Origin of the sequence: Massilia eburnea, from assembly GCF_009720745.1 — a bacterium.
Taxonomy (GTDB): Bacteria; Pseudomonadota; Gammaproteobacteria; order Burkholderiales; family Burkholderiaceae_D; genus Rugamonas; species Rugamonas eburnea.
On the sequence record NZ_WNKX01000002.1, the window covers coordinates 208,762 to 233,207 of the forward strand.

Genomic DNA, 24,446 nt, shown 5'->3' on the forward strand with positions numbered 1-24,446 from the left:
ATACAAGTACTGACCGCTATCGCGTCTGCGGAGAGAAACTTTGCGGCGGATACATGGACGAAGCCCGCAAGTATCACATAAAACCTGCGGGCCTGCAAGAACTAATTAAATTGTGGCCGGGAACTCACGCTCCCGGCTTGCAACTTACTTAGACGATTTGTGCAGCTTGCACTACACGGGTCACCGTCCACGCCTTCGTTTTGGAGATCGGACGACCTTCCACGATCTCTACCGTATCACCGGCTTTGACCTGGTTGGTCTCGTCGTGCGCATGGTACTTGGCGCTGCGGACGATGATCTTGCCATACAGAGGGTGCTTGACGTGACGTTCGATCAGAACGGTAACGGTCTTGTCCATCTTGTCGGACACGACTTTACCGATCAGAGTACGCTTCAGCTTAACTTGTTCGGTCATTTCGCTTCCTTCGAGTTCATTACCGTTTTCACGCGGGCGATGTCGCGGCGGACCTTCTTCAGCTGCGAGCTGTTGCCCAGCTGCTGGGTAGCAGCTTGCATACGCAGACCGAACTGCGCCTTCAGCAGGTCGTTCAGTTCTTTCTGCAGTGCAGCCTGGTCTTTGCCACGGAGTTCAGATGCTTTCATATTTCACTCCAATTATTGGCCAACCTGGCGCACCACGAAGGTGGTAGCCAGAGGCAGTTTAGCAGCAGCCAGACGGAACGCTTCGCGTGCCAGTTCTTCGCCAACGCCATCCATTTCGTACAGGACTTTGCCTGGACGGATTTCGGCAACGTAGTACTCCGGATTACCCTTACCGTTACCCATACGGACTTCAGCAGGCTTGTTGGAGATCGGCTTGTCTGGGAAAACACGGATCCAGATACGGCCACCACGTTTGATGTGACGGGTCATTGCACGACGAGCGGACTCGATCTGGCGTGCAGTGATACGGCCACGAGCCACGGCCTTCAGGCCGAACTCACCGAACGACACGTTAGTGCCGGTGGAGTGCGAAATGCCGGTGTTACGGCCTTTCTGCTCTTTACGATATTTCCTGCGGCTTGGTTGCAGCATGCTTATTCTCCTGCTTTATCAGCTGCAGCCGGCTTGGCAGCGCGGCGGGCGGCTGGGGCTTTGGCGCCTGGAGCTGGACGGCGGCCAGCTGGCTTACCGTCTTCGCGGCGCGGGCCACGTGGCTTCTTCTCTTCAGCCGGGGTCTCGATGACTGGCGCTTCGCCGGTGGCGGAGCGGTCGCCCTTGTAGACCCACACCTTGACACCGATGATGCCGTAGGTGGTGGACGCTTCGGAGGTACCGTAGTCGATGTCCGCCTTCAGGGTATGCAGAGGCACGCGGCCTTCACGATACCATTCGGTACGGGCGATCTCGATGCCGTTCAGACGGCCGGAGGACATGATCTTGATGCCCTGGGCGCCCAGGCGCATTGCGTTCTGCATGGCGCGCTTCATGGCGCGGCGGAACATAATACGCTTTTCCAGCTGCTGGGAGATCGAGTCAGCGATCAGCTGAGCGTCGATTTCCGGCTTACGGATTTCTTCGATGTTCACGTGCACTGGCACGCCCATGATCTTGGTCAGGGCGGACTTCAGGACTTCGATGTCCTCGCCCTTCTTGCCGATCACGACGCCAGGACGCGAGCTGTACACGGTGAAGCGTGCGTTCTTGGCAGGACGCTCGATGACGATGCGGCCTACGGAAGCGTTTTTCAGCTTCTTCTTCAGGAAAGCACGTGCCTTCAGGTCTTCGTTCAGCATGGAAGCGAAGTTACCGTTGGTTGCGTACCAGCGAGATGCCCAGTTACGGGTGACCGCCAGACGGAAACCGGTTGGATGAATTTTCTGACCCATCGCAGCTCCTTAGTTACCGACAGTCACGTAAATGTGACAGGATTGTTTCGAGATACGGTCGCCACGACCTTTAGCGCGTGCAGTGAAGCGCTTCAGGATTGGACCCTTTTCGACGTAGATCGTTTTCACGAACAGTTCGTCGATGTCGGCACCGTCGTTGTGCTCGGCGTTCGCGATGGCGGACTCCAGAACCTTCTTGACGATGAACGCGCCTTTTTTCGGGCTGAACTGCAGGATGTTCAGCGCGGCGTCAACCTTCTTACCGCGGATCAGGTCAGCGATCAGGCGACCTTTTTGATCCGACAGGCGAACGCCTTTGAGGATAGCTTTAGTTTCCATTATTTCTTAGCCTTTTTGTCAGCAGCGTGGCCCTTGAAGGTACGGGTCAGCGCGAATTCGCCGAGCTTGTGACCAACCATGTTCTCGGAAACGTACACAGGCACGTGGACCTTGCCGTTGTGCACGGCAATGGTCAGACCGATGAAGTCAGGCATGATCGTCGAGCGACGGGACCAGGTTTTGATTGGTTTTTTGTCTTTGGTCGCTTGTGCGGCTTCGACTTTTTTCACCAGGTGGGCGTCGCAGAACGGCCCTTTTTTCAATGAACGAGTCATGGTTTATCCTTATTTCTTGCCGCGGCGAGAGACGATCATCGAAGAAGTACGCTTGTTGGAGCGAGTCTTCTTACCCTTGGTCTGCTGGCCCCATGGGGACACTGGATGACGACCAGCTGCGGTACGGCCTTCACCACCACCGTGCGGGTGGTCGATCGGGTTCATCACCACACCGCGGACGGTTGGGCGAACACCGCGCCAGCGCATCGCACCAGCTTTACCGATCTTGCGCAGGCTGTGTTCAGCATTGCCGACTTCGCCGATGGTGGCGCGGCACTCGATGTGCACGCGGCGCACTTCGCCGGAGCGCAGGCGAACCTGGGCGTAGGTACCTTCACGGGCCATCAGGACCACAACAGCACCAGCGGTACGGGCCATCTGGGCACCTTTACCTGGCAGCATTTCCACGCAGTGGATGTTGGTGCCGACTGGGATGTTACGGATTGGCAGGCAGTTGCCGGCCTTGATCGGCGCTTCCGAACCGTTCAGCAGGGTATCGCCAACAGCAACGCCTTTCGGGGCGATGATGTACTTGCGCTCGCCGTCGGCGTAGCACAGCAGGGCGATGTGTGCGGTACGGTTTGGATCGTATTCGATACGCTCCACTTTCGCCGGGATGCCATCCTTGGTGCGCTTGAAGTCCACAACACGGTAGTGGTGCTTGTGGCCACCGCCGATGTGGCGGGTGGTGATGTGACCGTTGTTGTTACGGCCAGCAGTCTTGGACTTCTTTTCCAGCAGGGCGGCGAACGGACGGCCTTTGAACAGGTCGCTGTTCACAACCTTCACCATGCCGCGACGGCCTGGGGAGGTTGGCTTCATCTTAACGAGTGCCATTATTTAGCCTCCTCGGTGAAATTGATTTCCTGGCCTGGCTTCAGGCACACGAAAGCACGCTTGGTGTGGTTGCGGCGACCGATGAAACGGCCGGAACGCTTGACCTTACCTTCGCGGTTCACGGTCTGCACCGATTCCACTTCAACCTTGAACAGCAGTTCAACGGCGGCCTTGATTTCTGGCTTGGTCGCATCCTTGGAAACCAGGAACACGATCTGTTCGTTCTTTTCCGCAACCATGGTGGCTTTTTCGGAAATGACCGGAGCCAGCAGCACCTTCATCAGGCGCTCTTCGCTGTGTTTGATAACTGCGCTCATGCCAGCATCTCCTCAATCTGTGCCAGAGCTGCCTTGGTGACCAGGACCTTCTTGTAGAAGACCAGGGACATTGGGTCAGCGTGACGTGGCTCGACAACCAGCACGTTCGGCAGGTTGCGGGAAGCCAGTTCCAGGTTTTCCTGGATGGTGTCGGTAACGATCAGGACGGAGTCCAGACCCATGCCGGTCAGCTTTTGCGACAGCAGCTTGGTCTTAGGAGCTTCGATAGCCAGATCTTCGATCACAACCAGACGCTCTTCGCGGGCCAGCTGGGACAGGATCGAGCAGATACCTGCGCGATACATCTTCTTGTTGACCTTGTGCGAGAAGTTCTCGTCAGGGGAGTTCGGGAAGATGCGGCCACCACCACGCCACAGCGGGGAGGAGGACATACCAGCACGAGCACGGCCGGTGCCTTTTTGGCGCCATGGCTTCTTGGTCGTGTGGTGGACTTCTTCACGGTCTTTTTGCTTGCGGTTACCGCTACGTGCGTTAGCAGCGTAAGCAACGACGACTTGGTGGATCAGCGCTTCGTTGTAGTCACGGCCGAAGACGGTGTCAGCGGCGGCTACGTTGGAGGCGACTTGACCTTGCGCGTTCAAGAGCTTCAGTTCCATCGATTAAGCTCCCTTCTTTGCTTTAACTTTAACAGCTGGCGATACAACAACCTGGCCGTTTTTCGCGCCTGGTACTGCACCCTTCACCAGCAGCAGCTGGCGATCAGCGTCGATACGAGCGATTTCCAGGTTCTGGGTGGTGACGGTGACGTCGCCCATGTGACCGGTCATGCGCTTACCTGGGAACACACGGCCTGGATCCTGCGCCATACCGATCGAGCCTGGTACGTTGTGCGAACGGGAGTTACCGTGGGTTTGACGACCCGATGCGAAGTTGTGACGCTTGATGGTACCGGCATAGCCTTTACCAATCGACACACCTTGCACGTCGATCTTTTGACCGACTTCGAACAGGGAAGCGGCGATAACTTCACCAGCTTTCAGTTCGGATGCTTTAGCTGCGTCAACGCGGAATTCCTTGATGAAGGAACCAGCTTCAACACCTGCTTTAGCGTAGTGACCGGCAGCAGCTTTAGTCACGCGGGATGCGCGACGCTGACCGAAGACAACCTGAACAGCGGAATAACCATCCACTTCAGGAGTTTTGATTTGCGCAACACGGTTGTTCGATACGTCGACAACGGTGACTGGGATCGAATCCCCGTCATCGGTGAAGATGCGCATCATACCAACCTTGCGACCGAGGAGGCCAAGGCTCATTTTTTCTCCATTCCCACCTACGATTGGGCGGGGCTTTGTTTAACTACAAAAAAAGATACGGGCATAAAAAAGACGAACCCATACCGAAGCCGGCTAGTGTACCGAGAATTTCCTCTTGACGCAACAGCTTTGTACGAGGTATGTCAGTGTTTTCCACATGGCGCGCCACGTTTCGCCAACGCGCTATGTTGGTCCGGTTATCAGGAGGATAAAATGGTCAAGATGGCAAGCTCTGCAATGATGACGCTGTGCCTCGCCAGCGCCCTGCCCGCATGGGCCCAGAGCTGATTGTCGCCATCTTGCGCAACGATACGGCGGAGACCGAACATGCCCGGTGGTATCTGCATTCGTCCCTGGCCTTGCAACTGCTGCCGGCCGTACCCGAGCCTGCCGCCTGGCTGATGCTGCTAGCCGGCCTGCTCCTGACGTGAGCGGGCGGCATGCCGATTTCTGTATCGCCACAGCAAAAAATGTGATTGGGATTGCACTATTGCCACTCCTAAGCTGAGTGGACAACCACTACAAAGGAGACTCCATGAAACGCTTTCTGGCAGCCTGCTGCCTGGCTCTGTGCGCCTTCGCCGCCCAGGCGGTTACCCTCACCGGCCTGCAGAATGCCCATGACCCGGGCACCATCACGAAAGATGGCGATACTTATTTCAACTTCACCACCGGCACCGGGATCTGGTATTCGACCTCCACGGACTTGATCAACTGGCAAGGTGGGCCGGGACCGGTATTCACCACCTACCCGAGCTGGATCACCAGCAAGATCCCCAACTTCAGCGGCTCGTTCTGGGCGCCGGACGTGATTCACATGAACGGCTACTACTATATTTATTACTCGGTCTCGACGTTCGGCACTTCCAGCTCGGCGATCGGCGTGGCGCGCTCGGCCTCGCTGAAAAACCCTGCGTGGACCGACCTGGGCATCGTGGTCGAATCGTTTGGCGGCAGCAGCGAGATCAACGCCATCGACCCGGCGCTATACCGGGACCATGACGGCAAGGTGTATATGAGCTACGGCTCCTTCTTCGGCGGCATTGGCGTGGTCGAGATCAACCAGTCGACCGGCAAGCCGGCCGGCAACGTCACCAAAATCCTGGGCGGAGGCGGACTGGACATGGAGGCGCCCTACATTGCGCGCGACGGCGGCTACTACTACCTGTTCGTCAATCGCGGCGCCTGCTGCAAGGGCGTCGACAGCACCTATTACGTGGAAGTGCAGCGCGCCACCAGCATCACCGGCCCCTACTCCGGTACCCGCACCGCGCTGCCGAACGTGGACGGCAAGTACAAAGGCCCCGGCCATATCGGCGTGCTGAAGCAGGATGGCTGCAACTTCACGTCCATCCATTATTACGACCTGACCGACAACGGCAATCCCAAGCTCGACATCCTGCGCATGACCTACAGCGGCGGCTGGCCGACGCTGACCCGCAATTTCACCGACTTCGCGGGCTGCGGCGGCATGAGCGACGGGCCGTATGTGATCAAGTCACGCCTGAGCGGCAAGGCGCTGGCGGTCGCCAATGCCTCGACCAGCGACGGCGCCATGGTGCAGCAGCAAACCTACAGCGGCGGCAGGCACCAGCAGTGGTACCTGATCGGTCACGGCGATGGCCAGTACAGCATCATCAACGCCCTCAGCCTGCGCAGCCTGGACAATTGGCAGAACTCCACCACCGCCGGCACCAATATCGCGCAATGGGGCTATTGGGCCGGCAACGGCCAGCAATGGAGCTTCGCCAGCCCCGCCAGCGGCTGGTACACAGTGAAGAACCTGCTGAGCGGCTATGTGGTCGACGTGCAGAACAAGAGCACCGCAGAGAACGCTCAGATCATCCAGTGGCCGCTGAATAGCGGCAGCAACCAGCAGTGGAGCTTCACGCGCCCATAGTGGCGCTCACGCGGGCAGCTTCGCGCTACGCTTGGCCGGTCAGGGAGGATCGAACATGAAGACTTCGCACCGGCTAGCAACGGCAATCGCGGCGGCGTCCTGCGTCGCCGCCAGCTCGCCCGCATGGGCCCAGACGCGCTTCCTGGAGGGCGCGGTTTCATTTGACTATATCCGGATGACGGCAACTGCCATCGATCCCGATGGCCCGGCGCCCGGCGTGATGCTGACGCGCGCCCCGCGCGGTTTCCTGCATAACGAGCTTTGCTTCGTTCCTGACTCCTGCCAGCAGGTGAACTTGTACGACCAGCCGGAGCGTCCGGACAGCTCGACCATGCCGCTTCATTCGTCCATCGGCTACCTTGGCAGTTCTTCCTCCGTCAGCGTGGCGCCAGACCAAACGTCAGCCACCGCGCATATCGAATTCACCGAAGGCACAAAGCAAAACAAGGGACAGACCGGCGCCGACCTGCTCCTGCCCGGCTTCGAGGTACTGCCGAACACCTTCGCCACCTTCAGTGTGCGCCTGCATGGCGGGCTCAGTGCGACCAATCCGGACTTTCCCTATTATGGCTCGCTGCTCGCCTTTTCCCAATTCGTGCAGCCGTATGGGTTTGGCGAACCGCAGTTCACCCTTTTCCAGCTGGTTCCGAGACCGATCGCCCAATTATTCGACCAACGCATGACCGCCTACGTACGCAACGACACTGAACAGGTCGAGCAAGCCTGGTGGGATTTGCGCTCGGGCTTCGAACTGCAACTGCTGGTGCCCGAGCCCTCCTCCTGGCTGATGCTGCTGGCCGGACTTGGTGTGCTGGCCGCTAGCGGCAACTTGCGGCGCGGCCTGGCCCGCACATGAACCAGCGCAAGCAATCGCGACCTGCTCCGGCAACCGCAGGTAGCCACGGAACACATCCGGCTGGCTACGTCCCAAGCGGGCCTGCAGGATATGCATCAGGTCCTGGTAGGCAGCGCTGCCGGGCGCCGGTGCACACGGCAGCGACATGCGATAGACCGGCGCTTCGCCGTGCCCCGCGACAGCCACCGCGCGGTAGGCGCTAACCACCACGCCAACCAGCTCCGTTCCCGGACGGATATCGAGCTGCCATGCCACCGTTTCATAGCTGGCCAGCACCAGCAGCACACGCAGACCGCGCTGGTCCAGCATGACGCGCACCGGATCGCCCGGCTGGCCGCCCGTGTATCCGGCGATGAGCGCCAACTGCGCGCCATCGGCCAGCGCCGGCGTCAGCAAGCCGCCCGGCAGCATTACGCTGGCTCCGCCGGCACGGTGGCCGGATTATTCAAGTTGTACCAGTCAACCTTGCGCGTGGCGACCATGATTGCAGCCAGCACGGCGAACAAGAGAATCGCGCCCAGCATCAGGGCATTGTTTTCCGAATTGAGCAAGCCAAACAGGATGCCATACAGGCCGCACAAGGCGCCGCCAAAGCCTGCGCCGCGCTTCCAGTCATGCATGACGTGCGCCAGGTAGTAGCCGATCAACACGATGCAGGCCGCGCTGGCCGCGATGTAGGAGGCAACGAAGGCATAGTGCTCGGACAGGCTGACCAGCAACAGGAAGAACAGGGCCAGCGCGAGGCCCACCAGCAGGTATTGCACCGGGTGGATGGGCAGGCGCTTCATCACTTCGAACAGGAAGAAGGCGGCGAAGGTCAGCGCGACGAACAGCAGGCCGTATTTCGTGGCGCGGTCGGCCATTGAATACACGTTCACGGGTTCGATGAAACTGGCCATGATCGTATCCAGAGGCCCAAGGCTGGCGTCGCCCTGCCCCGCGGACTGCTCGCGCTGGCGCAGCTGCGCCTGCGCCTCGCTAGCCAGCGACGAGATGCGCCACACCGCCTGGAAGCCTTTGTCACTCAGGTTATATTGCTCCGGAAGGAAGCGGCCAGTGAATTGCGGATGCGGCCAGGGCGAAGACATCACGAAGCGGTTATTCCGCGCAAGTGGCACAAACGCCTGGCTGTTCATGCCTGCCAGGTTCAGGTTGAAACTGAACGTTATCGCGCCCGGGGCAGCATCTTCCATTGCGAGCGTGGCGTGCAAACCCTGACGCGATGAATGCAGTCCAGAACCCTGCTCGAATTCGATACTGCGCGTGCCCCACACCAGGCGCGGAATATCCCGCACGCCGCGCACATCCGCCACCACCATCGAAATGAAGGGCCGGTCAGGCGTGATCTGTGAACCAGACTCGGTATGCGGCAACTCGCTCATTGTCGGCAGGATGAAATCACCGCTGATCTTGTGCGCGCCATTGAACATCAGCACCTGGTGGATGCCGCGGTGGCGCCGTTCCGTGCCAAGGTTCGATTGCACATCAAGCTGGTTGGGGAAGACCAGGTGGCGCGAGTGCTTACGATAGCGTTTAATCTCTGGCTTGCCGTCCTTGTCTTTCTCTTCGACGGTATACACCTCGTCATACGGCATCACCAGCACAGGCCCATAGATTTGCTGCTGGCCGACCGAATCGGCGGCAATGCTGCGGGCAGCTTCATCGCGGTAGGCGATGCGTTCGCTGATGGTCGATTGGATCATGGCCAGCGGTATACCGAGCAGCAGCATCAGTACGCCGACAATGAAGGCTTTGACCAGGAGTCGTTTTTGCATGGTTTGGCGCTTCCTATTGTTATTGAGGTTGCGCCAGTGTAGTGAGCGATTATGCGTTGTTGATGCGCTCAGTGTGAAGCGGCAGCAGGAGCGTAGCGCGGCAGCCGCCGTCTTCGCCGTTTGCAACCTGCGCGCTGCCGCCGTGCAGCGCCGCGACCTCGCGCACGAAAGGCAATCCGAGTCCGGTGCTTTTGGCGCCATCGGGGCGCGGCAGGGAATAGAAACGTTCAAACAGGCGCGCTTTGGCATAGGCTGGGATGCCCGGGCCGGCGTCGCTCACGCTGATTTCGACATGTCCATCGCTGCGGTGCGCGGAGAGACGCACTGTGCTGCCGGGCGGCGCGAAACCAATAGCGTTATCGAGCAGGTTGCCCAGGGCCTGGCGCAACAAGAGGGCATCGCCCTGCAGCTCCAGCGCCGGCTCGGCATCCATCTCCAGCGTCAGTTGGCGGGCAGCGAGGCGGGACTGGAAGTCTCCTGCGACGTCTTGCAGCAGGCCGGCTGCATCGAGCGGAATGGCGTCATCGATACGTTGCTGCTTTTCGACCCGTACCAGCGCCAGGAGCTTGTCGATCAGATCGCGCTGGCGGGCGTTTTGCGCCTGGATGGTGGCGAGGAACTGGCGACGCTGCTCGGGTGGCATGTCTTCTTCCAGCAGTTCGGCAGCGGCCTGGATGGCGGCGATCGGGCTTTTCAATTCATGCGTCAGCGTGTGCATCAGGGTCTCGACGTAATCCTTGCCTTCCAGCTTGGCGCGCATGGCTTCCAGCGCGTGGCCGAGGGTACTGATTTCGCTGCTGCCCAGCTTCGGCATGACGGCTTTGCGTCCATCTTGCACCGCTTCCACGAAGACCATCAGTTTGTTGACGGTGCTGGCCATGCGCCATGTGATCACAACGCCAATCAATAGCGACAGGCCAAGCAGCAAGGCGCCCCACTTGAGGATTTTGCGCTGGCTACGCTCAATGAAGCCCTGCACGCTGGAGATTGGCTTGCCGACTGTCAGCACTCCGATGATGCGGTCGCCGTCGCGCACCGGCGCTGCCACGTACATCACCAGGCTGCCGTATTCGCCCGGCACGTCGCTCGACATGCGGGCGCCGTATTTTCCGCGCAGCGTGAGGTAGACGTCATTCCAGCGCGAGTAGTCCTGGCCGACTGCCTTGCCCTCGGAATCGAAGCGCACAATGCCTTTCCCATCGGTGATAGTGATGCGGTTGCCGGCACTGCGGCTGGCGGCGGCGATTTTCGTCAGCAGCGTTCGAGCGCTCGCTCCCTCCTTCATATCATCGGCGACGATCTGGGCCAGCAATTGCGCGGTATCGACCATTGCGGCCTCCAGCGTGGAGCGGGCGCCGGGTTTGACTTCCTGCACAAAGATGTTGAGCAGGAACCAGGCCGCCAGGCCGACGATCAGGAAATAGCCCAGAAGGATGCGCAGGCCGATCTTCATGCGCCAGGCTGCAAGCTGTAACCCATGCCGCGGTGGGTCTGGATAGGGTCGGCGCTGTCGTCGATCGCACGCAGTTTGGCGCGCAGGGATTTGATGTGGGCGTCCACCGTGCGGTCCAGGGTATCAGGGGCGTCGCACCAGACGCGGTCCATTAGCTGGGCGCGCGAAAGCACATGGCCGGGGTGTTCGACCAGGGTTTTCAGCAGCAGGTATTCGTAGCGGGTTAAGTCCAGCGCGTGGCCGGCGAAGAGGATGCGGGCTTCCGCGGCGCGCAGCTCGAATGTCTTGCCGCTCGCGGCAGCCGGTGCTGCGGCGAGCGGCGCAGGTGCGCCAGCGCGGCGCAGGATCACGCGCACGCGCGCCACCAGCTCGCGCGGCGAAAACGGCTTGGTCACATAATCGTCGGCGCCGATTTCCAGGCCCACGATGCGGTCGATCTCATCGCTGCGCGCGGTGAGGAAAATCACCGGCGCTTCGGAGAACTGCCGCAGGCGGCGGCACACATCGAGGCCGCTGATATCGGGCAGGCCGACATCGAGGATCACCAGCGCCGGCGGCTGATCGCGCGCTGCGGCCAGCGCCTGCTCGCCCAGCGTTACATGGCGCGGCACAAAGCCCTCCTTGCCGAGAGCGAAAGCGATACTGTCTGCAATCGCCTGCTCGTCTTCGACGATGAGGATGGTTTTGTCGTTCATTTCTGCTTATCGTCGTCGGCTGCCTTGTCGGCCGCTTCCTTGGCTTTCTGCTGGCTCTCTTCCATCGCCTTCATGGCATCCTGTGCCTTGTTGCGCTGGGCGCCCATGGCCTTGATATCCTGCGCAGCCTGGTCGACCGGGGTCTTCTTGCCGCAGGCGCTGGCCAGCAGGGCGAGTACGGCGATAGCAATCACGCGTTTCATTCTTGTCTCCGGAATAAAAAAAGGCCGGGCATCGCTGCCCGGCCTCTATTATGGCTTATGCCACGTAACGCTTAGAACTCGTAAGTTGCAGCGGCGCCGAAGGTACGCAGGGCTGGGCTGGTGAAGCTGAAGCCATCGCGCCAACGTACTGCCTGCTCCTTGTTGAACAGGTTGTAGACGTAGGCGCTCAGGGTCAGGTGTTTCACGCCGCGGTAGGTCAGGTTGTAGTCCACGATGACCGGTGGTTTCACCTTGCTGCAGGCATCCATGTTTTCAGCGGTAACCTTCTGCTCGACGCAGTAGTTCGGCGAGTCTTCGCTGTTGTTGCTGTAAGCGCTCTTGAACTTGAAGGTCAGGCCCTGATCCCAGGCGCCGACTTTCAGCGATGGACGCACGTTGACGATCAGGCGCGAGCCGCGGTCCCAGGTACCGAACTGGTTCGGCAGGTACTCGTTGGCGACCACGTCGAACTGCTGGTACTTCCAGCGATATTCGCCGTCGATCTTGACCGAGTATTCTGCAACGCCGGCGATGCGGCCCTTGTTGAACGCTTCGAAGTCGAAGCCCGAAGTACGGGTCTTGCCGCTGTTGACGTACGGGTTGTAGACCAGGCCCATGGTACCGACGCCACCGAAGTTCGCGGTGGTATTCGGATTGTACTTCTTGGCCAGGGCGATGAACTCGTTGTCGGCAGCGGTGTTGTCCACGCGGACCAGTTGGCCCGGGGCCAGCGACGCTTCATTGCGCAGCAGTTCAGGCACGGTACGGGTACCGATTTCGTCCTTGCGCTCGATGTGGTAGTAGTCGACCGAGAACCAGGTGTTCTTCACTGGCTCGAAGAAGATGCCGGCGGTGAAGGACTTCGAGGTTTCCGGCTTCAGGTCCGGATTGGAGGTGGTGAAGTTCGGCAGGCTGCCCAGGCAGTCGCTGTTGCGGAAGGCGTTAGCGCGCTGCTTGTCGGCAGGGGTTGCGCCAGGGGCGTTCTGCACGATGTTGTTCAGCTCAGTCGCGGCCGGGCAACGGCGCAGGTCGACCACGCTGTTCTGCACCGAGCTGCGGCCCAGGCCGTTACCGGTTTCAACGATGTTCGGTGCGCGGAAGCCGCCGGTGGCGGTAGTACGCAGGATCAGGCCGTCGAACGGGGTGTACTTCAGGCCCAGCTTAGGCGATACGTGGGCTTCGGACTTGTTGGTCTTGTCCAGGCGCGCAGCCGCGGACAGCTCCAGGCCCTTCAGCAGAGGCACCAGGGTTTCGCCGAACACGGCGCCCTGGTAACGCGAATCGCTCACCTGCAGGCCGAAGATGCCGACCAGGTCACCGCGCAGCACGTTGTCCGAGCTGGCCATTTCGTAGTGTTCCTTGCGCACGTCGGCGCCCACTGCGAAGCTCATTGGGCCGGCTGGCAGTTGCATCACTTCGCCGGTCAGCAGGCCGTCGATGAAGGTGATTTTTGCCTTACCGGCAGTGGTACGGACCGGGAACATGGAGTCCAGCAGGGCTGGATCGTTCTGCTGGCCGAACTTGTAGGTGCCGTTGACGATGGCGTCGGTGTAGCCGACGGCGCTAGGAGCACGGGTAGCCTTGGTCGCCTTCGAATCCATGTAGCCGACGGCGCTCTTCCAGTCGTAATCGCCCAACGAACCTTCCAGGCGCAGCATGACGCGGTTCTGGTTGGAGTCGGTGCGGTTGAAGTTGAAGCCGTCGCCGGTATCCAGCAGGCGGGCACGGATTTCAGTCGGGGTGGCGTACGGATTATACGCGTGGCCAACCGGCAGCTTAGGATAGGAGAACGGACCTACCATCTTGCCGTCGATCGCGTTGTACCACACGCTGCGGCTGGAGGTGGTGCCGCCGTTCTGGGTCGAGAACGGAGCAACGATGTATTCGGTTTGCGCGCCAGCCGAAGTGATTTCGAAGTTGGCGTCGATGTCGCCGGCGATCTTGAAGTGGGTGTTGCTCAGCAATGCCCAGCGGCGGTTGTCAGTGGTCTGGCCAGCATAAGGCAGGGCGTCCCATTTGCAGGCGCCGTCTTTTGGATCGATGGCGTCAACCGGGCAGCTTGCTGCCGGCTTCAGGACGCCGCCTACCAGGTAGTTGCCGGCTGGCGAATAGGTGCTCTTGGCATCCCAGGTCGAACGGCCCGGGGTCTGGCGGTGCCAGTCAGGTACCAGGCCCTTGTCGCGCATGTCGCCGGTGGACCAGCCGTCCGCCTTGCGGCCTTCCACGGCCAGGTAGGTGTTGTAGCCATCTTTCTCAACGTCGCCGAAGCCGAACAGGCCGGATACGGAACGGGTGCGCTGGTCAGCGAAGTGCTGCGCTTGCGCATAGTTGGCCTTCAGCTTGATGCCGGTGTAATCCTTGCGCAGGATGATGTTGACCACGCCAGCCATGGCGTCGGAACCGTAGGTGGCGGATGCGCCATCCTTCAGCACTTCGATGCGTTCGATCGCGTCAGCCGCAATCGCGTCCAGGTTGGTGAAGTTTTCTTGTGCGCCGTCGGCCAGGCCGTACTGCGCGATGCGGCGGCCGTTGACCAGGATCAGGGTCGCAGCTTTGCCCAGGTTGCGCAGTTCGATGCCGGAGGAGCCGGTGGCAAAGCTGCCGGAGCTGGCGGAGGCGGAGCTGATGTTGGTGTCGACGGCGGAGATCTGAGTCAGCACGCCCAGCACCGAGGTCTGGCCGGTGCGCTCGACGTCAGCATGGGTGAAAGTCTGCAGGGCGCCGGCGTTTTCGCGCGCGCTCTGTTTGATGCTGGAACCGGTGATCTCCACGCGTTGCAGCTTAGGTGCTTCGGCTTCTTGTGCGAAAGCTGGGGCGGCGAATGCGACTGCCACAGCGGCAGCGATTACGCTCTTATTCAGGTTTGGCTTAGCGTTCAACTATTTCACTCCCTAATATTTACTTATGAAAAATAAAAGCCGTGAATGATAATCGAAAAATTGGGAATGTGGCTAGTTTTACCGAACGTTCAATAATTGTCTTAAAGTGTCACCAATATGTATTTGCTGTTCATTTGGCAATTTGCCGAATTTAATTTGTTATCAGAAAACAAAATAAGAAAGCCCGCATATGCGGGCTCTTTCGTTTTCACGCCTCGGCGCAAATAAAAAAGCCCGCCGAAGCGGGCTTTTCTTGTCTTGCGACGAAACCGGGATTACTGCAGTTTGATTTCGACGTCCACGCCAGCTGGCAGGTCCAGCTTCATCAGGGCGTCAACAGTCTTGTCGGTTGGATCCACGATGTCCATCAGGCGCTGGTGGGTGCGGATTTCGAACTGGTCGCGCGAAGTCTTGTTCACGTGCGGGGAACGCAGCACGTCGTAACGCTGGATACGGGTTGGCAGAGGAACCGGGCCTTTTACCACAGCGCCGGTGCGCTTGGCGGTGTCAACGATTTCCAGTGCGGACTGGTCGATCAGCTTGTAGTCGAAAGCCTTCAGGCGGATACGGATCTTTTGGTTTGGAGCGGACATGCTTATTCCTTAAAAGAACGAACCGGCAACAATATGTTTCCGGCAATGTATGTAAATACTGCGACGGGCCGACATGATAGCACATGCCGGCCCGTTTTCGATCAGACTAAAAAACGATTAGTCGATGATCTTGGCAACCACGCCGGCGCCGACGGTACGGCCGCCTTCACGGATTGCGAAACGCAGGCCTTCTTCCATAGCGATCGGGGAGATCAGCTTCACGGTGATGGAGACGTTATCGCCTGGCATAACCATTTCTTTGTCCGCTGGCAGTTCGATGGAACCGGTCACGTCGGTGGTACGGAAGTAGAACTGTGGACGGTAGTTGTTGAAGAACGGGGTGTGACGGCCGCCTTCATCTTTCGACAGAACGTAGATCTCGCCGGTGAAGTGAGCGTGCGGCTTGATCGAGCCTGGCTTCGCCAGAACCTGACCACGCTGAACGTCTTCACGCTTGGTGCCGCGCAGCAGCAGGCCAACGTTGTCGCCGGCTTGACCCTGGTCCAGCAGCTTGCGGAACATTTCCACGCCGGTGCAGGTGGTCTTGACGGTGTCAACGATACCAACGATTTCGATTTCTTCGCCGACCTTGATCACGCCGCGCTCAACACGACCGGTCACCACGGTACCGCGGCCGGAGATCGAGAACACGTCTTCCACTGGCATCAGGAAGGTGCCGTCAACAGCGCGCTCTGGGGTTGGGATGTAGGAATCCAGGGCGTCGGCCAGGCGCATGATGCACTCTTCGCCCATTTCGCCTGGCTGGCCTTCCAGCGCCATACGTGCCGAACCCTTGATGATTGGCAGGTCGTCGCCTGGGAATTCGTACTTGGACAGCAGCTCGCGCACTTCCATTTCGACCAGTTCCAGCAGTTCTGCGTCGTCAACCAGGTCGCACTTGTTCAGGAACACGATGATGTAAGGAACGCCAACCTGACGCGCCAGCAGGATGTGCTCGCGGGTCTGCGGCATTGGGCCGTCAGCTGCGGAGCAAACCAGGATCGCGCCGTCCATCTGCGCAGCACCGGTAATCATGTTCTTGATGTAGTCGGCGTGGCCTGGGCAGTCAACGTGAGCGTAGTGACGGGTGGCGGTCTCGTACTCGACGTGGGCGGTGTTGATGGTAATGCCGCGTGCTTTTTCTTCTGGAGCAGCGTCGATCTGGTCGTAAGCTTTCGCTTCGCCGCCGAACTTCTTCGACAGAACGGTTGCGATTGCAGCGGTCAGGGTGGTTTTGCCGTGGTCAACGTGACCGATGGTGCCAACGTTCACGTGCGGTTTAGTCCGCTCGAACTTTTCTTTTGCCATTTTAATTCTTCCTCAGAACTTTAGATTTAAGGTCAAACCAGGCGGGGGGATCTTCCCCCGCCCGGGTAAATATCAATTTTACTTCGCTTTAGCGGTGACGATTGCGTCGATCACGTGCTTAGGCGCCTCGGAGTAGTGCTTGAACTCCATGGTGTAGGTCGCGCGGCCCTGGGTCGCGGAACGCAGGATGGTCGAGTAGCCGAACATCTCCGACAGAGGTACCTCTGCCTTGATGATCTTGCCGCCGCCGCCTGGGATCTCGTCCATGCCCTGCACCATACCGCGGCGGGACGACAGGTCGCCCATCACGGTACCGGCGTAGTCTTCCGGAGTCTCGACTTCCACAGCCATCATTGGCTCCAGAATCACTGGGTTGGCGCGACGGCAAGCTTCCTTGAACGCCATCGAACCGGCCATGCGGAATGCATTTTCGTTCGAGTCAACGTCGTGGTAGGAACCGAAGGTCAGGGTGACTTTGACGTCGACCACTGGGTAGCCAGCCAGAACACCGTTGTTCAGGGTTTCGCGCACGCCTTTTTCCACCGCAGGGATGAATTCGCGAGGAATCACACCGCCCTTGATCGCGTCGACGAATTCGAAGCCCTTGCCTTGTTCCTGTGGTTCCAGGGTAACAACAGCGTGACCGTACTGACCGCGGCCACCGGACTGCTTGACGAACTTGCCTTCCACGTCGGACACCGACTTGCGCACGGTTTCGCGGTATGCAACCTGTGGCTTGCCAACGGTTGCTTCCACGCCGAATTCGCGCTTCATACGGTCAACGATAATCTCCAGGTGCAGCTCGCCCATACCACCGATGATGGTCTGGCCGGATTCTTCGTCGGTCTTCACGCGGAACGAAGGATCTTCCTGTGCCAGGCGGTTCAGGGCCAGGCCCATCTTTTCCTGGTCAGCCTTGGTCTTAGGCTCAACTGCCTGCTGGATCACTGGCTCTGGGAACACCATCTTTTCCAGGGTGATGATCGAGGATGGATCGCACAGGGTTTCGCCGGTGGTCACGTCCTTCAGGCCCACTGCAGCGGCGATGTCGCCGGCGCGGACTTCCTTGATCTCTTCACGCTGGTTAGCGTGCATCTGCAGAATACGGCCCAGACGCTCTTTACGCTGCTTGACCGAGTTGTACACGGTGTCGCCTGCGTTCACCACGCCGGAGTAGACGCGGAAGAAGGCCAGCTGGCCCACGAACGGGTCGGTCATGATCTTGAATGCCAGGGCAGCGAACTTCTCTTCGTCCGAAGCCTTACGGGTAGCTGGCTGTTCGTCTTCGTCGGTACCGGCAACGTCAGCGATGTCCACTGGCGATGGCAGGTATTCGATCACGGCGTCCAGCATGGCCTGCACGCCCTTGTTCTTGAAGGCGGTGCCGCACATCATCGGAACGATTTCCGAAGCGATGGTACGCTGGCGCAGGGCTTGCTTGATCTCTTCTTCAGAGAGTTCGCCTTCTTCCAGGTACTTGTTCATCAGGTCTTCCGACGCTTCAGCAGCGGCTTCAACCATCTTCTCGCGCCATTCAACGGCGGAATCCTGCAGTTCTGCAGGGATGTCCACGTAGTCGAACTTCATGCCCTGGGACGCGTCGTCCCAGATGATGGCCTTCATCTTGACCAGGTCGATCACGCCCTTGAAGTTGTCTTCAGCGCCGATCGGGATCTGGATCAGGATCGGGTTGGCCTTCAGGCGCGAACGCATCTGCTCGTAGACCTTGAAGAAGTTGGCGCCGGTACGGTCCATCTTGTTCACGAAGGCCAGACGAGGGACCTTGTACTTGTTAGCCTGGCGCCACACGGTTTCAGACTGTGGCTGCACGCCGCCCACTGCACAGTAAACCATGCAAGCGCCGTCCAGAACGCGCATCGAACGCTCCACCTCGATGGTGAAGTCAACGTGCCCTGGGGTGTCGATGATGTTGATGTGGTGTGGCTTGAAGTTGTTGGCCATGCCATTCCAGAAGCAGGTCGTCGCTGCCGAGGTAATGGTAATGCCGCGCTCTTGCTCCTGCTCCATCCAGTCCATGGTGGCGGCGCCGTCGTGCACTTCACCAATCTTGTGGTTCACGCCGGTGTAGAACAGCACGCGCTCGGTAGTGGTGGTCTTACCGGCGTCGATGTGAGCGGAGATACCGATATTACGGTAGCGCTCAATGGGGGTCTTGCGGGCCATAATTGATCCTAAATCTTTGAATGGACAAAACCGAGCAGCATTTTCTTGAGAAAAATGTGCCCGGCTTGAACTAGGCCAGCCACGAATGGCCGGCCAAACGTATTAGAAGCGGAAGTGCGAGAACGCTTTGTTCGCTTCAGCCATACGGTGGACTTCGTCACGGCGCTTCATTGCACCGCCACGGCCTTCCGCGGCTTCCAGCAGCTCGCCGCCCAGGCGCTGTGGCATGGACTTTTCGGAGCGCTTGTTAGCGGCTTCACGCAGCCAACGCATGGACAGGGCCAGGCGGCGCACTGGGCGCACTTCGACTGGAACCTGGTAGTTAGCGCCGCCAACACGGCGGGACTTCACTTCAACCAGCGGCTTGGCGTTGTTGATCGCTGCGGTGAACACTTCCAGCGGGTCCTTGCCGGACTTGGATTGGATGTGGTCGAAGGCGCCGTAGATGATGTTTTCTGCAACCGACTTCTTGCCGGACAGCATCAGGACGTTTACGAATTTAGCGACTTCGGTGCTACCGAATTTTGGATCCGGCAGAATTTCGCGCTTGGGTACTTCACGACGACGTGGCATGTCATTTCCTTTTCTTCAGTTGAGCGCCTCTGATTTGGCACTCGCGGTGGCCATCATAGCCATCCACTTACTCGGTCTCGCGACCGCCTCAACTCAGTTAAACTGCAAATTACTTCTTAGCGGCCTTAGCGCGCTTCGCACCGTACTTGGAACGAGCTTGCTTACGGTCTTTCACGCCCTGGGTATCCAGAGAGCCACGGACCATGTGGTAACGCACACCCGGCAAGTCTTTTACACGACCGCCGCGCAGCAGAACAACGCTGTGTTCCTGCAGGTTGTGGCCTTCACCGCCGATGTACGAAATCACTTCGAAACCGTTGGTCAGACGCACTTTTGCAACTTTACGCAGTGCCGAGTTAGGCTTCTTAGGAGTGGTGGTGTACACACGGGTGCACACGCCACGCTTTTGCGGGCAGTTTTCAAGTGCCGGCGATTTGCTCTTCACGACCAGCTTGGTACGTGGTTGGCGAATCAATTGGTTGATGGTTGGCATCGTTTTAAATCCAACAAAATTACAGCATTGACAACCCGGGCAGCCTTGCCCGGGGGCTAAAACGGTATCTCTTAGGGTGCGCTGAACGTCGCTCAAAAAGAGGCGTATACGATGCGCAGACTAAATTGAGAACTCGCGAGTATATACCTGGTTAACAGCTCAGTCAACCTGAATGCGGAAATTTTAGGCAGCATTGCGTGGCGCGCAACGCCGGCCCGGGCCTATACATTAGGCAGCAAGATTCAATGCAGGATGTCCATCATGCCATCAATCGGCGTCCGGTGAAACGGCTGATTCAGGGCCGGTACGCGCCCGCGACATATTTGCCCTGTTGTAACTTTTCCTCTTCCGCTGCCGGATTTGGCTGGATAATACGGCCTGATCAAGACCACCATTGCCGGAAATGCGACTGCTGCTGCGCCCTTCACACCTGTTTATCCTGATGAGCTACCTGGCCCTGTCGGCGGTGCCGTTCGTGCCGCTGCTCCTGGGCAAGCCGGTGGAGCAGCCCTGGCAGCTGGTGGGCATGGAGCTGGTGGCGTGGATTGCCGTGTGGGCGCTGTTCAAGCGGCCGGCCTATTTCCACTGGCTGCTGATCCCGGCCTTCCTGGCGCTGCCGACCGAAATCTACCTGTTCGTGTTCTACGGCCAGGGCATCTCCCCCCACCACCTGGGCATCCTGGCCGAAACCAGCCCGCGCGAGGCGCTGGAATTCCTGGGCAATAAAGTATGGAGCATGGTGGCGGTGATGATCGCGGTGGCCGTGTGGTGGGTGCTGAGCTTCCGCGCCGCGCGCCAGACCCGCGAGCTCGATTGGCATGACGGCTCGCGCTGGGTGGCGCTGGCCATCCTGGTGGTGCTGGGCGCGGTGGCGGCCTGGGGCTATGAATTCGGCGTCGACGCGGCGCCGCCAAGCGGCCCCTACGCCCACAGCGGCAGCGTCAAGGCCAGCCGCGCCAGCGCGTCGGACGATGCGGACTCGGACGACGACGCCTCCGCCAGCGGGGCCGAACGCGGCGCCCACACCCTGCACCTGCCCGGTCCCGCCCTGCCCCACTGGGCCCGCGTGCCGCTGGAGCCGAAAGCCTTCATCGAATCCTGGCCCTTCGGCCTGATGGCGCGCGGCTACGACTTCTACAAGGAGCGCCGCTACCTGTCCGAGCTCAATGAGCGCAGCGCCAGCTTTGCCTTCGGCGCGCGCCAGCTCGATGGCGGCAATGAGCCGGAAATCGTGGTGATGGTGCTGGGCGAATCGTCGCGCTACGACCGCTGGAGCCTGAACGGCTACAGCCGCGAAACCAATCCCCTGCTGGGCAAGGAAGGCAACCTGGTGCCGTTGTCGGACCTGATTACCTCGGTCTCGGCCACGCGGCTGTCGGTGCCGGTGATCATTTCACGCAAGCCGGCCACGCAAAGCCTGAAGGACGGTTTCAGCGAAAAGTCCTTCCTCACGGCTTACAAGGAAGCGGGCTTCAAGACCTGGTGGCTGTCGAACCAGATCTCATTCGGGCAGTACGACACGCCGGTCTCCGTCTTCGCCAAGGAAGCGGACGTGATCCAGTTCCTCAACCTGGGCGGCTTTACCAACAGCTCCAATTTCGACTCGGTGCTGTTCGAACCGCTGAAGCGCGCGCTGGCCGACCCGGCGCCGAAAAAGCTGATCGTGCTGCACTCGCTGGGCAGCCACTGGAACTACAGCCAGCGCCACCCGAAAGAATTCGACAAGTGGCAGCCGTCGCTGTTCGGCATCGACAAGCCGGTCTACACCGACCTGAAAATCAAGCCGCAGCTGAACAACAGCTATGACAACTCGATCCTGTACACCGACTGGTTCCTGGACCATGTGATCGGCGACCTGAAAGCCACCAACCAGCTGGCGTCGATGCTCTACGTGGCCGACCACGGCCAGACCCTGTACGACGGCTCCTGCCGCCTGGCCTTCCACGGCCACAATACGCAATATGAATTCCACGTGCCGGCCTTCATGTGGTATTCGGAGCAGTACCGCGAGCGCTACCCGGAAAAGGTGCTGGCCCTGTACCGCAACCGCAAGGCCAGGCTGGCCACCGAGAACATCTTCCACACCATGCTGGACGTGGCCAATATCCGCTACCCGGACGACAAGCCGGAATGGAGCTTCCTGAACAAGGACTTCAAGGTGCACAAGCGCGTGGTGGACAGCTACGGCTGGACCAACTACGACAACGCCACCTTCAAAGGCGATTGCCGCGAAGTGATGGACAAGGGCAAGCCTGGCTCACAGGAGAAGTAGCCTCAGGCCGGCTTGTTCACCATCAGCCAGTACACCGCCAGCATGGCGACGAAGGCGGGATAGCCAAGCAATTCCCAGCGCCGCGCATAGCGCCAGTACAGCGCGGGCAGTTCGGTGCTGGCTGCATGGGCGGCCAGCGCCAGCTTGCCCATGCGGATCTGGTACCACACCACGGGCAGCCAGCAGGCGCCGGCCAGCACATACAGCGCCAGCGAAGCCTTGATCCATAAGGCATCCAGCGGATAGCCGGCGAGATAAATCATCCAGGCGCCCGACAGCGGCTGCACGATCACGGCAGGCGTGGTGAACCACCAGTCGGCGCGCACCACCAGCTTCGACACGACGGCGATGGTTTCCACCGAGCCGGAACGGTTGGCGAAATACAGGTAGAACGCCGTGCCAAAGCCGGTGCCGACCAGCAGCACCGATGACAGGATGTGGATGGTCTTGATGGTCAGGTAGTCCACGATTTTTCCTCCGCAAACAAAATGATCAGGATCGCCAGGATCGGCACATTCTTCAGCAAGGGACCGAAGGGATGCCACAGGTATTCCGGCAGGCAGGCCGCGATCACCGCGCTGTAGCCGAGTACCAGCGCGCCTTGCGCCAGCCAGAGCGCACGGCGCGGGCGGGCAATGCAGGCGATGCCGAAGGCGGCGTCCAGCGCCGCTGCGCCGTACAGTGCCGCGGTGGCAGGCCAGCCTTCGATGCCAACCCGGGCCAGCATGGCAAGGCTGTCTGCCGGCGGGTAGGCGAAGGCGCTGACCAGCGCGGTGGCCAGCCAGACGACGGCCAGGCTCCAGCGCAGCAACGCATTGCGCCAGCTTGCCAGCGGGCGCAGGCGGAGCAGTTCGCCGCTTGCGGCTGGTATGAATTCGCTGATAGGGCGCGGCGCGCGGCCAAGCAGTTCGCGCATTGCGGTGGCGGCGCAATGCGCATCTTGCTCGCGTACAGCGCTGCCGGCGCGCAGCATGCGCCAGTTGTCGGGAGTGAGCGGGACGCCGGGAAGTTTCCCGCCCAGCCATGCGGCGCACGCCATTGCCCAGGCGGGGATGTGCAGCACGGGCGCCGGCGGCAAGTGCATGGCGCGGCGATAGGCGGCCAGCATTTGGTCGTAGCTGGCCGCGCTGCCGCCGGCGCATGCGATCACACGGCACGCTGGCGTGGCGGGATCAAGGGACGCTTCCACGGCCAGCGCCAGGTCGTCGATGTGGATCGGCTGGAAGCGAGCCGCGCCAAGTTCCGGCGCGGCCACCATGGGCAGGCTGGCCATCTTGCAGAACAGGGCCGCCGAATCGCCCCCGGGACCGAACACCAGCGACGGGCGCAGGATGATCCATTCAAGCGGGAGCGCCATCAGCGCCTGGTCCGCAGCGCGCTTGCTGGTGAAGTATGCAGTGTCGCCGCTTTCCGCGCCGAGGGCTGAGACCTGCACGACGCGGCACACGCCCGCCTCGGCGCACGCGGCAAACAGGGCCGATGGCGCCACGGCATGCAGGGTGTCGAAACGCGCCGCGCCATGCTCGCTGATGATACCGACCGTGTTGACGACGGCGTCCACGCCGCGCAAGCGTTCGATCCATGCGGCTGTGGACAGGTCCACGCTGTAGTCGATGGCCACATCGCCCGGCTGCGAAGGGCGGCGCACGCCGCGCAGGACCTCATGCCCTGCCGCTGCCAGCCGCGCGCAGACTGCGCGGCCAATAAATCCTGTGGCGCCACATACCAGCACTTTCACCATCAACCCCTCATGACAGTAATTTCTGTCAAAACAGAAATATCAATTTCAAAAAAACGGGCATCACTGCCCGCCGTCCTGCGCTCCGATTACTGCTTGCCGCGAATTGCCCGGCTGATCTTGGCGCTCACGCCCAGTGTCTTCATCAGCGTCTCGGGCTTGTAGCGCAAGAGTTCGTCCGACAGCGTCGCCATGATGTCGATGAACTTCAGGGTTTCTTCAATGCGTTCGCGGGTGCCCTCGTCTTCGTCCGCCATGGCCGGATTGGCCAGGCAATCGGCCAGCGCGGCGGCGGTAGGGTCGATCTCGCGCTGGCGGCGGCCGGCGACGATCAGCTTGAACAGCTCCCACACATCGGTCGAGGTTTCAAAGTGGTCGCGGCGGTCACCCCGCAGGTGCACCACCTTCACCAGGTTCCACGACTGCAGCTCTTTCAGGCTGTTGCTGACGTTGGAGCGCGCCACGCCCAGCGTTTGCTGGATTTCTTCGGCATCCATCGGGCGCGCCGCGAGATACAGCAGCGCGTGGATTTGCGCCACGGTGCGGTTGACGCCCCAGCGCGAGCCCATCTCGCCCCAGTGCAGTACGAATCGTTCGGCTATCGGTTTCAGTTCCATGCCTGCCATTCTATGCTTACATTAATTTCTGTC

Annotated in this window: 27 protein-coding genes; 4 read left to right on the plus strand and 23 right to left on the minus strand. The window is 60.2% G+C overall.

Going from position 1 to position 24,446, the window contains the following annotated elements:
• Positions 1 to 148 precede the first annotated feature (148 nt).
• Genes rpsQ through rplC form a run of 10 tightly spaced genes read right to left on the minus strand, consistent with a single transcriptional unit; the run spans position 149 to position 4,874 of the window.
• The gene (gene rpsQ / locus GM658_RS03520; RefSeq protein WP_055937633.1) at positions 149 to 415 is read right to left on the minus strand and encodes a 30S ribosomal protein S17; all 267 of its coding nucleotides are present in this window, start codon (positions 413 to 415) and stop codon (positions 149 to 151) included.
• Positions 412 to 603, minus strand: a complete 192-nt coding sequence (rpmC, locus tag GM658_RS03525; RefSeq protein ID WP_028101659.1) for a 50S ribosomal protein L29 — start codon at positions 601 to 603, stop codon at positions 412 to 414. Before rpmC ends, rpsQ begins: the two co-directional genes overlap by 4 nt.
• A gap of 12 nt (positions 604 to 615) precedes the next feature.
• Positions 616 to 1,035 carry a 50S ribosomal protein L16 gene (gene rplP, locus GM658_RS03530; RefSeq protein WP_028101660.1) on the minus strand — a complete coding sequence of 140 codons (420 nt, stop codon included), beginning with the start codon at positions 1,033 to 1,035 and terminating at the stop codon, positions 616 to 618.
• Between the two features lie 2 nt (positions 1,036 to 1,037).
• A complete protein-coding gene (gene rpsC, locus GM658_RS03535) occupies positions 1,038 to 1,829 on the minus strand; it encodes a 30S ribosomal protein S3 (RefSeq protein ID WP_155452627.1) in 792 nt (263 codons plus the stop codon).
• A gap of 9 nt (positions 1,830 to 1,838) precedes the next feature.
• Positions 1,839 to 2,171: a 50S ribosomal protein L22 gene (gene rplV / locus GM658_RS03540; RefSeq protein ID WP_207232949.1), complete on the minus strand. Its 333-nt coding sequence runs from the start codon at positions 2,169 to 2,171 to the stop codon at positions 1,839 to 1,841.
• Positions 2,168 to 2,443: a 30S ribosomal protein S19 gene (rpsS, locus tag GM658_RS03545; RefSeq protein ID WP_093556914.1), complete on the minus strand. Its 276-nt coding sequence runs from the start codon at positions 2,441 to 2,443 to the stop codon at positions 2,168 to 2,170. The genes rplV and rpsS overlap by 4 nt, the downstream gene beginning before the upstream one ends.
• A 9-nt stretch (positions 2,444 to 2,452) precedes the next feature.
• A complete protein-coding gene (gene rplB / locus GM658_RS03550; protein ID WP_155452628.1) occupies positions 2,453 to 3,280 on the minus strand; it encodes a 50S ribosomal protein L2 in 828 nt (275 codons plus the stop codon).
• The gene (gene rplW / locus GM658_RS03555) at positions 3,280 to 3,597 is read right to left on the minus strand and encodes a 50S ribosomal protein L23 (RefSeq protein ID WP_057264745.1); all 318 of its coding nucleotides are present in this window, start codon (positions 3,595 to 3,597) and stop codon (positions 3,280 to 3,282) included. The genes rplB and rplW overlap by 1 nt, the downstream gene beginning before the upstream one ends.
• Positions 3,594 to 4,214 (minus strand): 50S ribosomal protein L4, encoded by a 621-nt coding sequence (gene rplD, locus GM658_RS03560; RefSeq protein ID WP_155452629.1) that lies wholly within the window; start codon positions 4,212 to 4,214, stop codon positions 3,594 to 3,596. Before rplD ends, rplW begins: the two co-directional genes overlap by 4 nt.
• Before the next feature lie 3 nt (positions 4,215 to 4,217).
• Positions 4,218 to 4,874, minus strand: coding sequence for a 50S ribosomal protein L3 (rplC, locus tag GM658_RS03565; protein ID WP_090436010.1), 657 nt, complete (start codon positions 4,872 to 4,874; stop codon positions 4,218 to 4,220).
• Between the two features lie 248 nt (positions 4,875 to 5,122).
• Between rplC and GM658_RS03570 the strand changes: the two genes are divergently transcribed.
• The 3 genes from GM658_RS03570 to GM658_RS03580 all read left to right on the plus strand — a co-directional run bounded on the left by GM658_RS03570 (position 5,123) and on the right by GM658_RS03580 (position 7,630).
• The gene (locus tag GM658_RS03570) at positions 5,123 to 5,305 is read left to right on the plus strand and encodes a hypothetical protein (RefSeq protein WP_155452630.1); all 183 of its coding nucleotides are present in this window, start codon (positions 5,123 to 5,125) and stop codon (positions 5,303 to 5,305) included.
• Between the two features lie 104 nt (positions 5,306 to 5,409).
• A complete protein-coding gene (locus tag GM658_RS03575) occupies positions 5,410 to 6,774 on the plus strand; it encodes a family 43 glycosylhydrolase (protein ID WP_155452631.1) in 1,365 nt (454 codons plus the stop codon).
• Between the two features lie 55 nt (positions 6,775 to 6,829).
• Positions 6,830 to 7,630, plus strand: a complete 801-nt coding sequence (locus tag GM658_RS03580; RefSeq protein ID WP_155452632.1) for a PEP-CTERM sorting domain-containing protein — start codon at positions 6,830 to 6,832, stop codon at positions 7,628 to 7,630.
• A gap of 410 nt (positions 7,631 to 8,040) precedes the next feature.
• Here GM658_RS03580 and creD read toward each other — a convergent pair whose 3' ends face one another.
• The 10 genes from creD to rpsL form a co-directional block, all read right to left on the minus strand.
• Positions 8,041 to 9,405, minus strand: a complete 1,365-nt coding sequence (gene creD, locus GM658_RS03585; RefSeq protein ID WP_155452633.1) for a cell envelope integrity protein CreD — start codon at positions 9,403 to 9,405, stop codon at positions 8,041 to 8,043.
• Positions 9,406 to 9,454: 49 nt separating this feature from the next.
• Entirely contained in the window at positions 9,455 to 10,858 is a 1,404-nt protein-coding gene (creC, locus tag GM658_RS03590) for a two-component system sensor histidine kinase CreC (RefSeq protein ID WP_155452634.1), read from the minus strand.
• Complete coding sequence (gene creB / locus GM658_RS03595; protein WP_155452635.1) at positions 10,855 to 11,553, minus strand: two-component system response regulator CreB; 699 nt, start codon at positions 11,551 to 11,553, stop codon at positions 10,855 to 10,857. The genes creC and creB overlap by 4 nt, the downstream gene beginning before the upstream one ends.
• Positions 11,550 to 11,756 (minus strand): hypothetical protein, encoded by a 207-nt coding sequence (locus GM658_RS03600; protein WP_155452636.1) that lies wholly within the window; start codon positions 11,754 to 11,756, stop codon positions 11,550 to 11,552. The genes creB and GM658_RS03600 overlap by 4 nt, the downstream gene beginning before the upstream one ends.
• A 71-nt stretch (positions 11,757 to 11,827) precedes the next feature.
• A complete protein-coding gene (locus GM658_RS03605; RefSeq protein WP_155452637.1) occupies positions 11,828 to 14,635 on the minus strand; it encodes a TonB-dependent receptor plug domain-containing protein in 2,808 nt (935 codons plus the stop codon).
• Positions 14,636 to 14,910: 275 nt separating this feature from the next.
• Entirely contained in the window at positions 14,911 to 15,228 is a 318-nt protein-coding gene (rpsJ, locus tag GM658_RS03610; RefSeq protein WP_028101676.1) for a 30S ribosomal protein S10, read from the minus strand.
• A 117-nt stretch (positions 15,229 to 15,345) separates the two neighbouring features.
• Positions 15,346 to 16,536: an elongation factor Tu gene (tuf, locus tag GM658_RS03615; RefSeq protein WP_155452638.1), complete on the minus strand. Its 1,191-nt coding sequence runs from the start codon at positions 16,534 to 16,536 to the stop codon at positions 15,346 to 15,348.
• Between the two features lie 78 nt (positions 16,537 to 16,614).
• A complete protein-coding gene (gene fusA, locus GM658_RS03620; RefSeq protein ID WP_155452639.1) occupies positions 16,615 to 18,720 on the minus strand; it encodes an elongation factor G in 2,106 nt (701 codons plus the stop codon).
• 102 nt (positions 18,721 to 18,822) lie between these two features.
• Entirely contained in the window at positions 18,823 to 19,293 is a 471-nt protein-coding gene (gene rpsG / locus GM658_RS03625; protein WP_155452640.1) for a 30S ribosomal protein S7, read from the minus strand.
• A gap of 109 nt (positions 19,294 to 19,402) precedes the next feature.
• Positions 19,403 to 19,786 carry a 30S ribosomal protein S12 gene (gene rpsL / locus GM658_RS03630; protein ID WP_028102972.1) on the minus strand — a complete coding sequence of 128 codons (384 nt, stop codon included), beginning with the start codon at positions 19,784 to 19,786 and terminating at the stop codon, positions 19,403 to 19,405.
• 403 nt (positions 19,787 to 20,189) lie between these two features.
• Here rpsL and GM658_RS03635 point away from each other — a divergent pair, with 403 nt between their 5' ends.
• Positions 20,190 to 22,058 carry a phosphoethanolamine transferase gene (locus GM658_RS03635; RefSeq protein WP_155452641.1) on the plus strand — a complete coding sequence of 623 codons (1,869 nt, stop codon included), beginning with the start codon at positions 20,190 to 20,192 and terminating at the stop codon, positions 22,056 to 22,058.
• A 2-nt stretch (positions 22,059 to 22,060) separates the two neighbouring features.
• Here GM658_RS03635 and GM658_RS03640 read toward each other — a convergent pair whose 3' ends face one another.
• From GM658_RS03640 to GM658_RS03650, 3 genes are all read right to left on the minus strand, one after another.
• Positions 22,061 to 22,525 carry a DUF2269 family protein gene (locus GM658_RS03640; protein WP_371865024.1) on the minus strand — a complete coding sequence of 155 codons (465 nt, stop codon included), beginning with the start codon at positions 22,523 to 22,525 and terminating at the stop codon, positions 22,061 to 22,063.
• The gene (locus tag GM658_RS03645) at positions 22,513 to 23,796 is read right to left on the minus strand and encodes an SDR family oxidoreductase (protein WP_170298662.1); all 1,284 of its coding nucleotides are present in this window, start codon (positions 23,794 to 23,796) and stop codon (positions 22,513 to 22,515) included. Before GM658_RS03645 ends, GM658_RS03640 begins: the two co-directional genes overlap by 13 nt.
• Positions 23,797 to 23,885: 89 nt before the next feature.
• Positions 23,886 to 24,413: a GbsR/MarR family transcriptional regulator gene (locus GM658_RS03650; RefSeq protein ID WP_155452643.1), complete on the minus strand. Its 528-nt coding sequence runs from the start codon at positions 24,411 to 24,413 to the stop codon at positions 23,886 to 23,888.
• Positions 24,414 to 24,446: the final 33 nt, after the last annotated feature.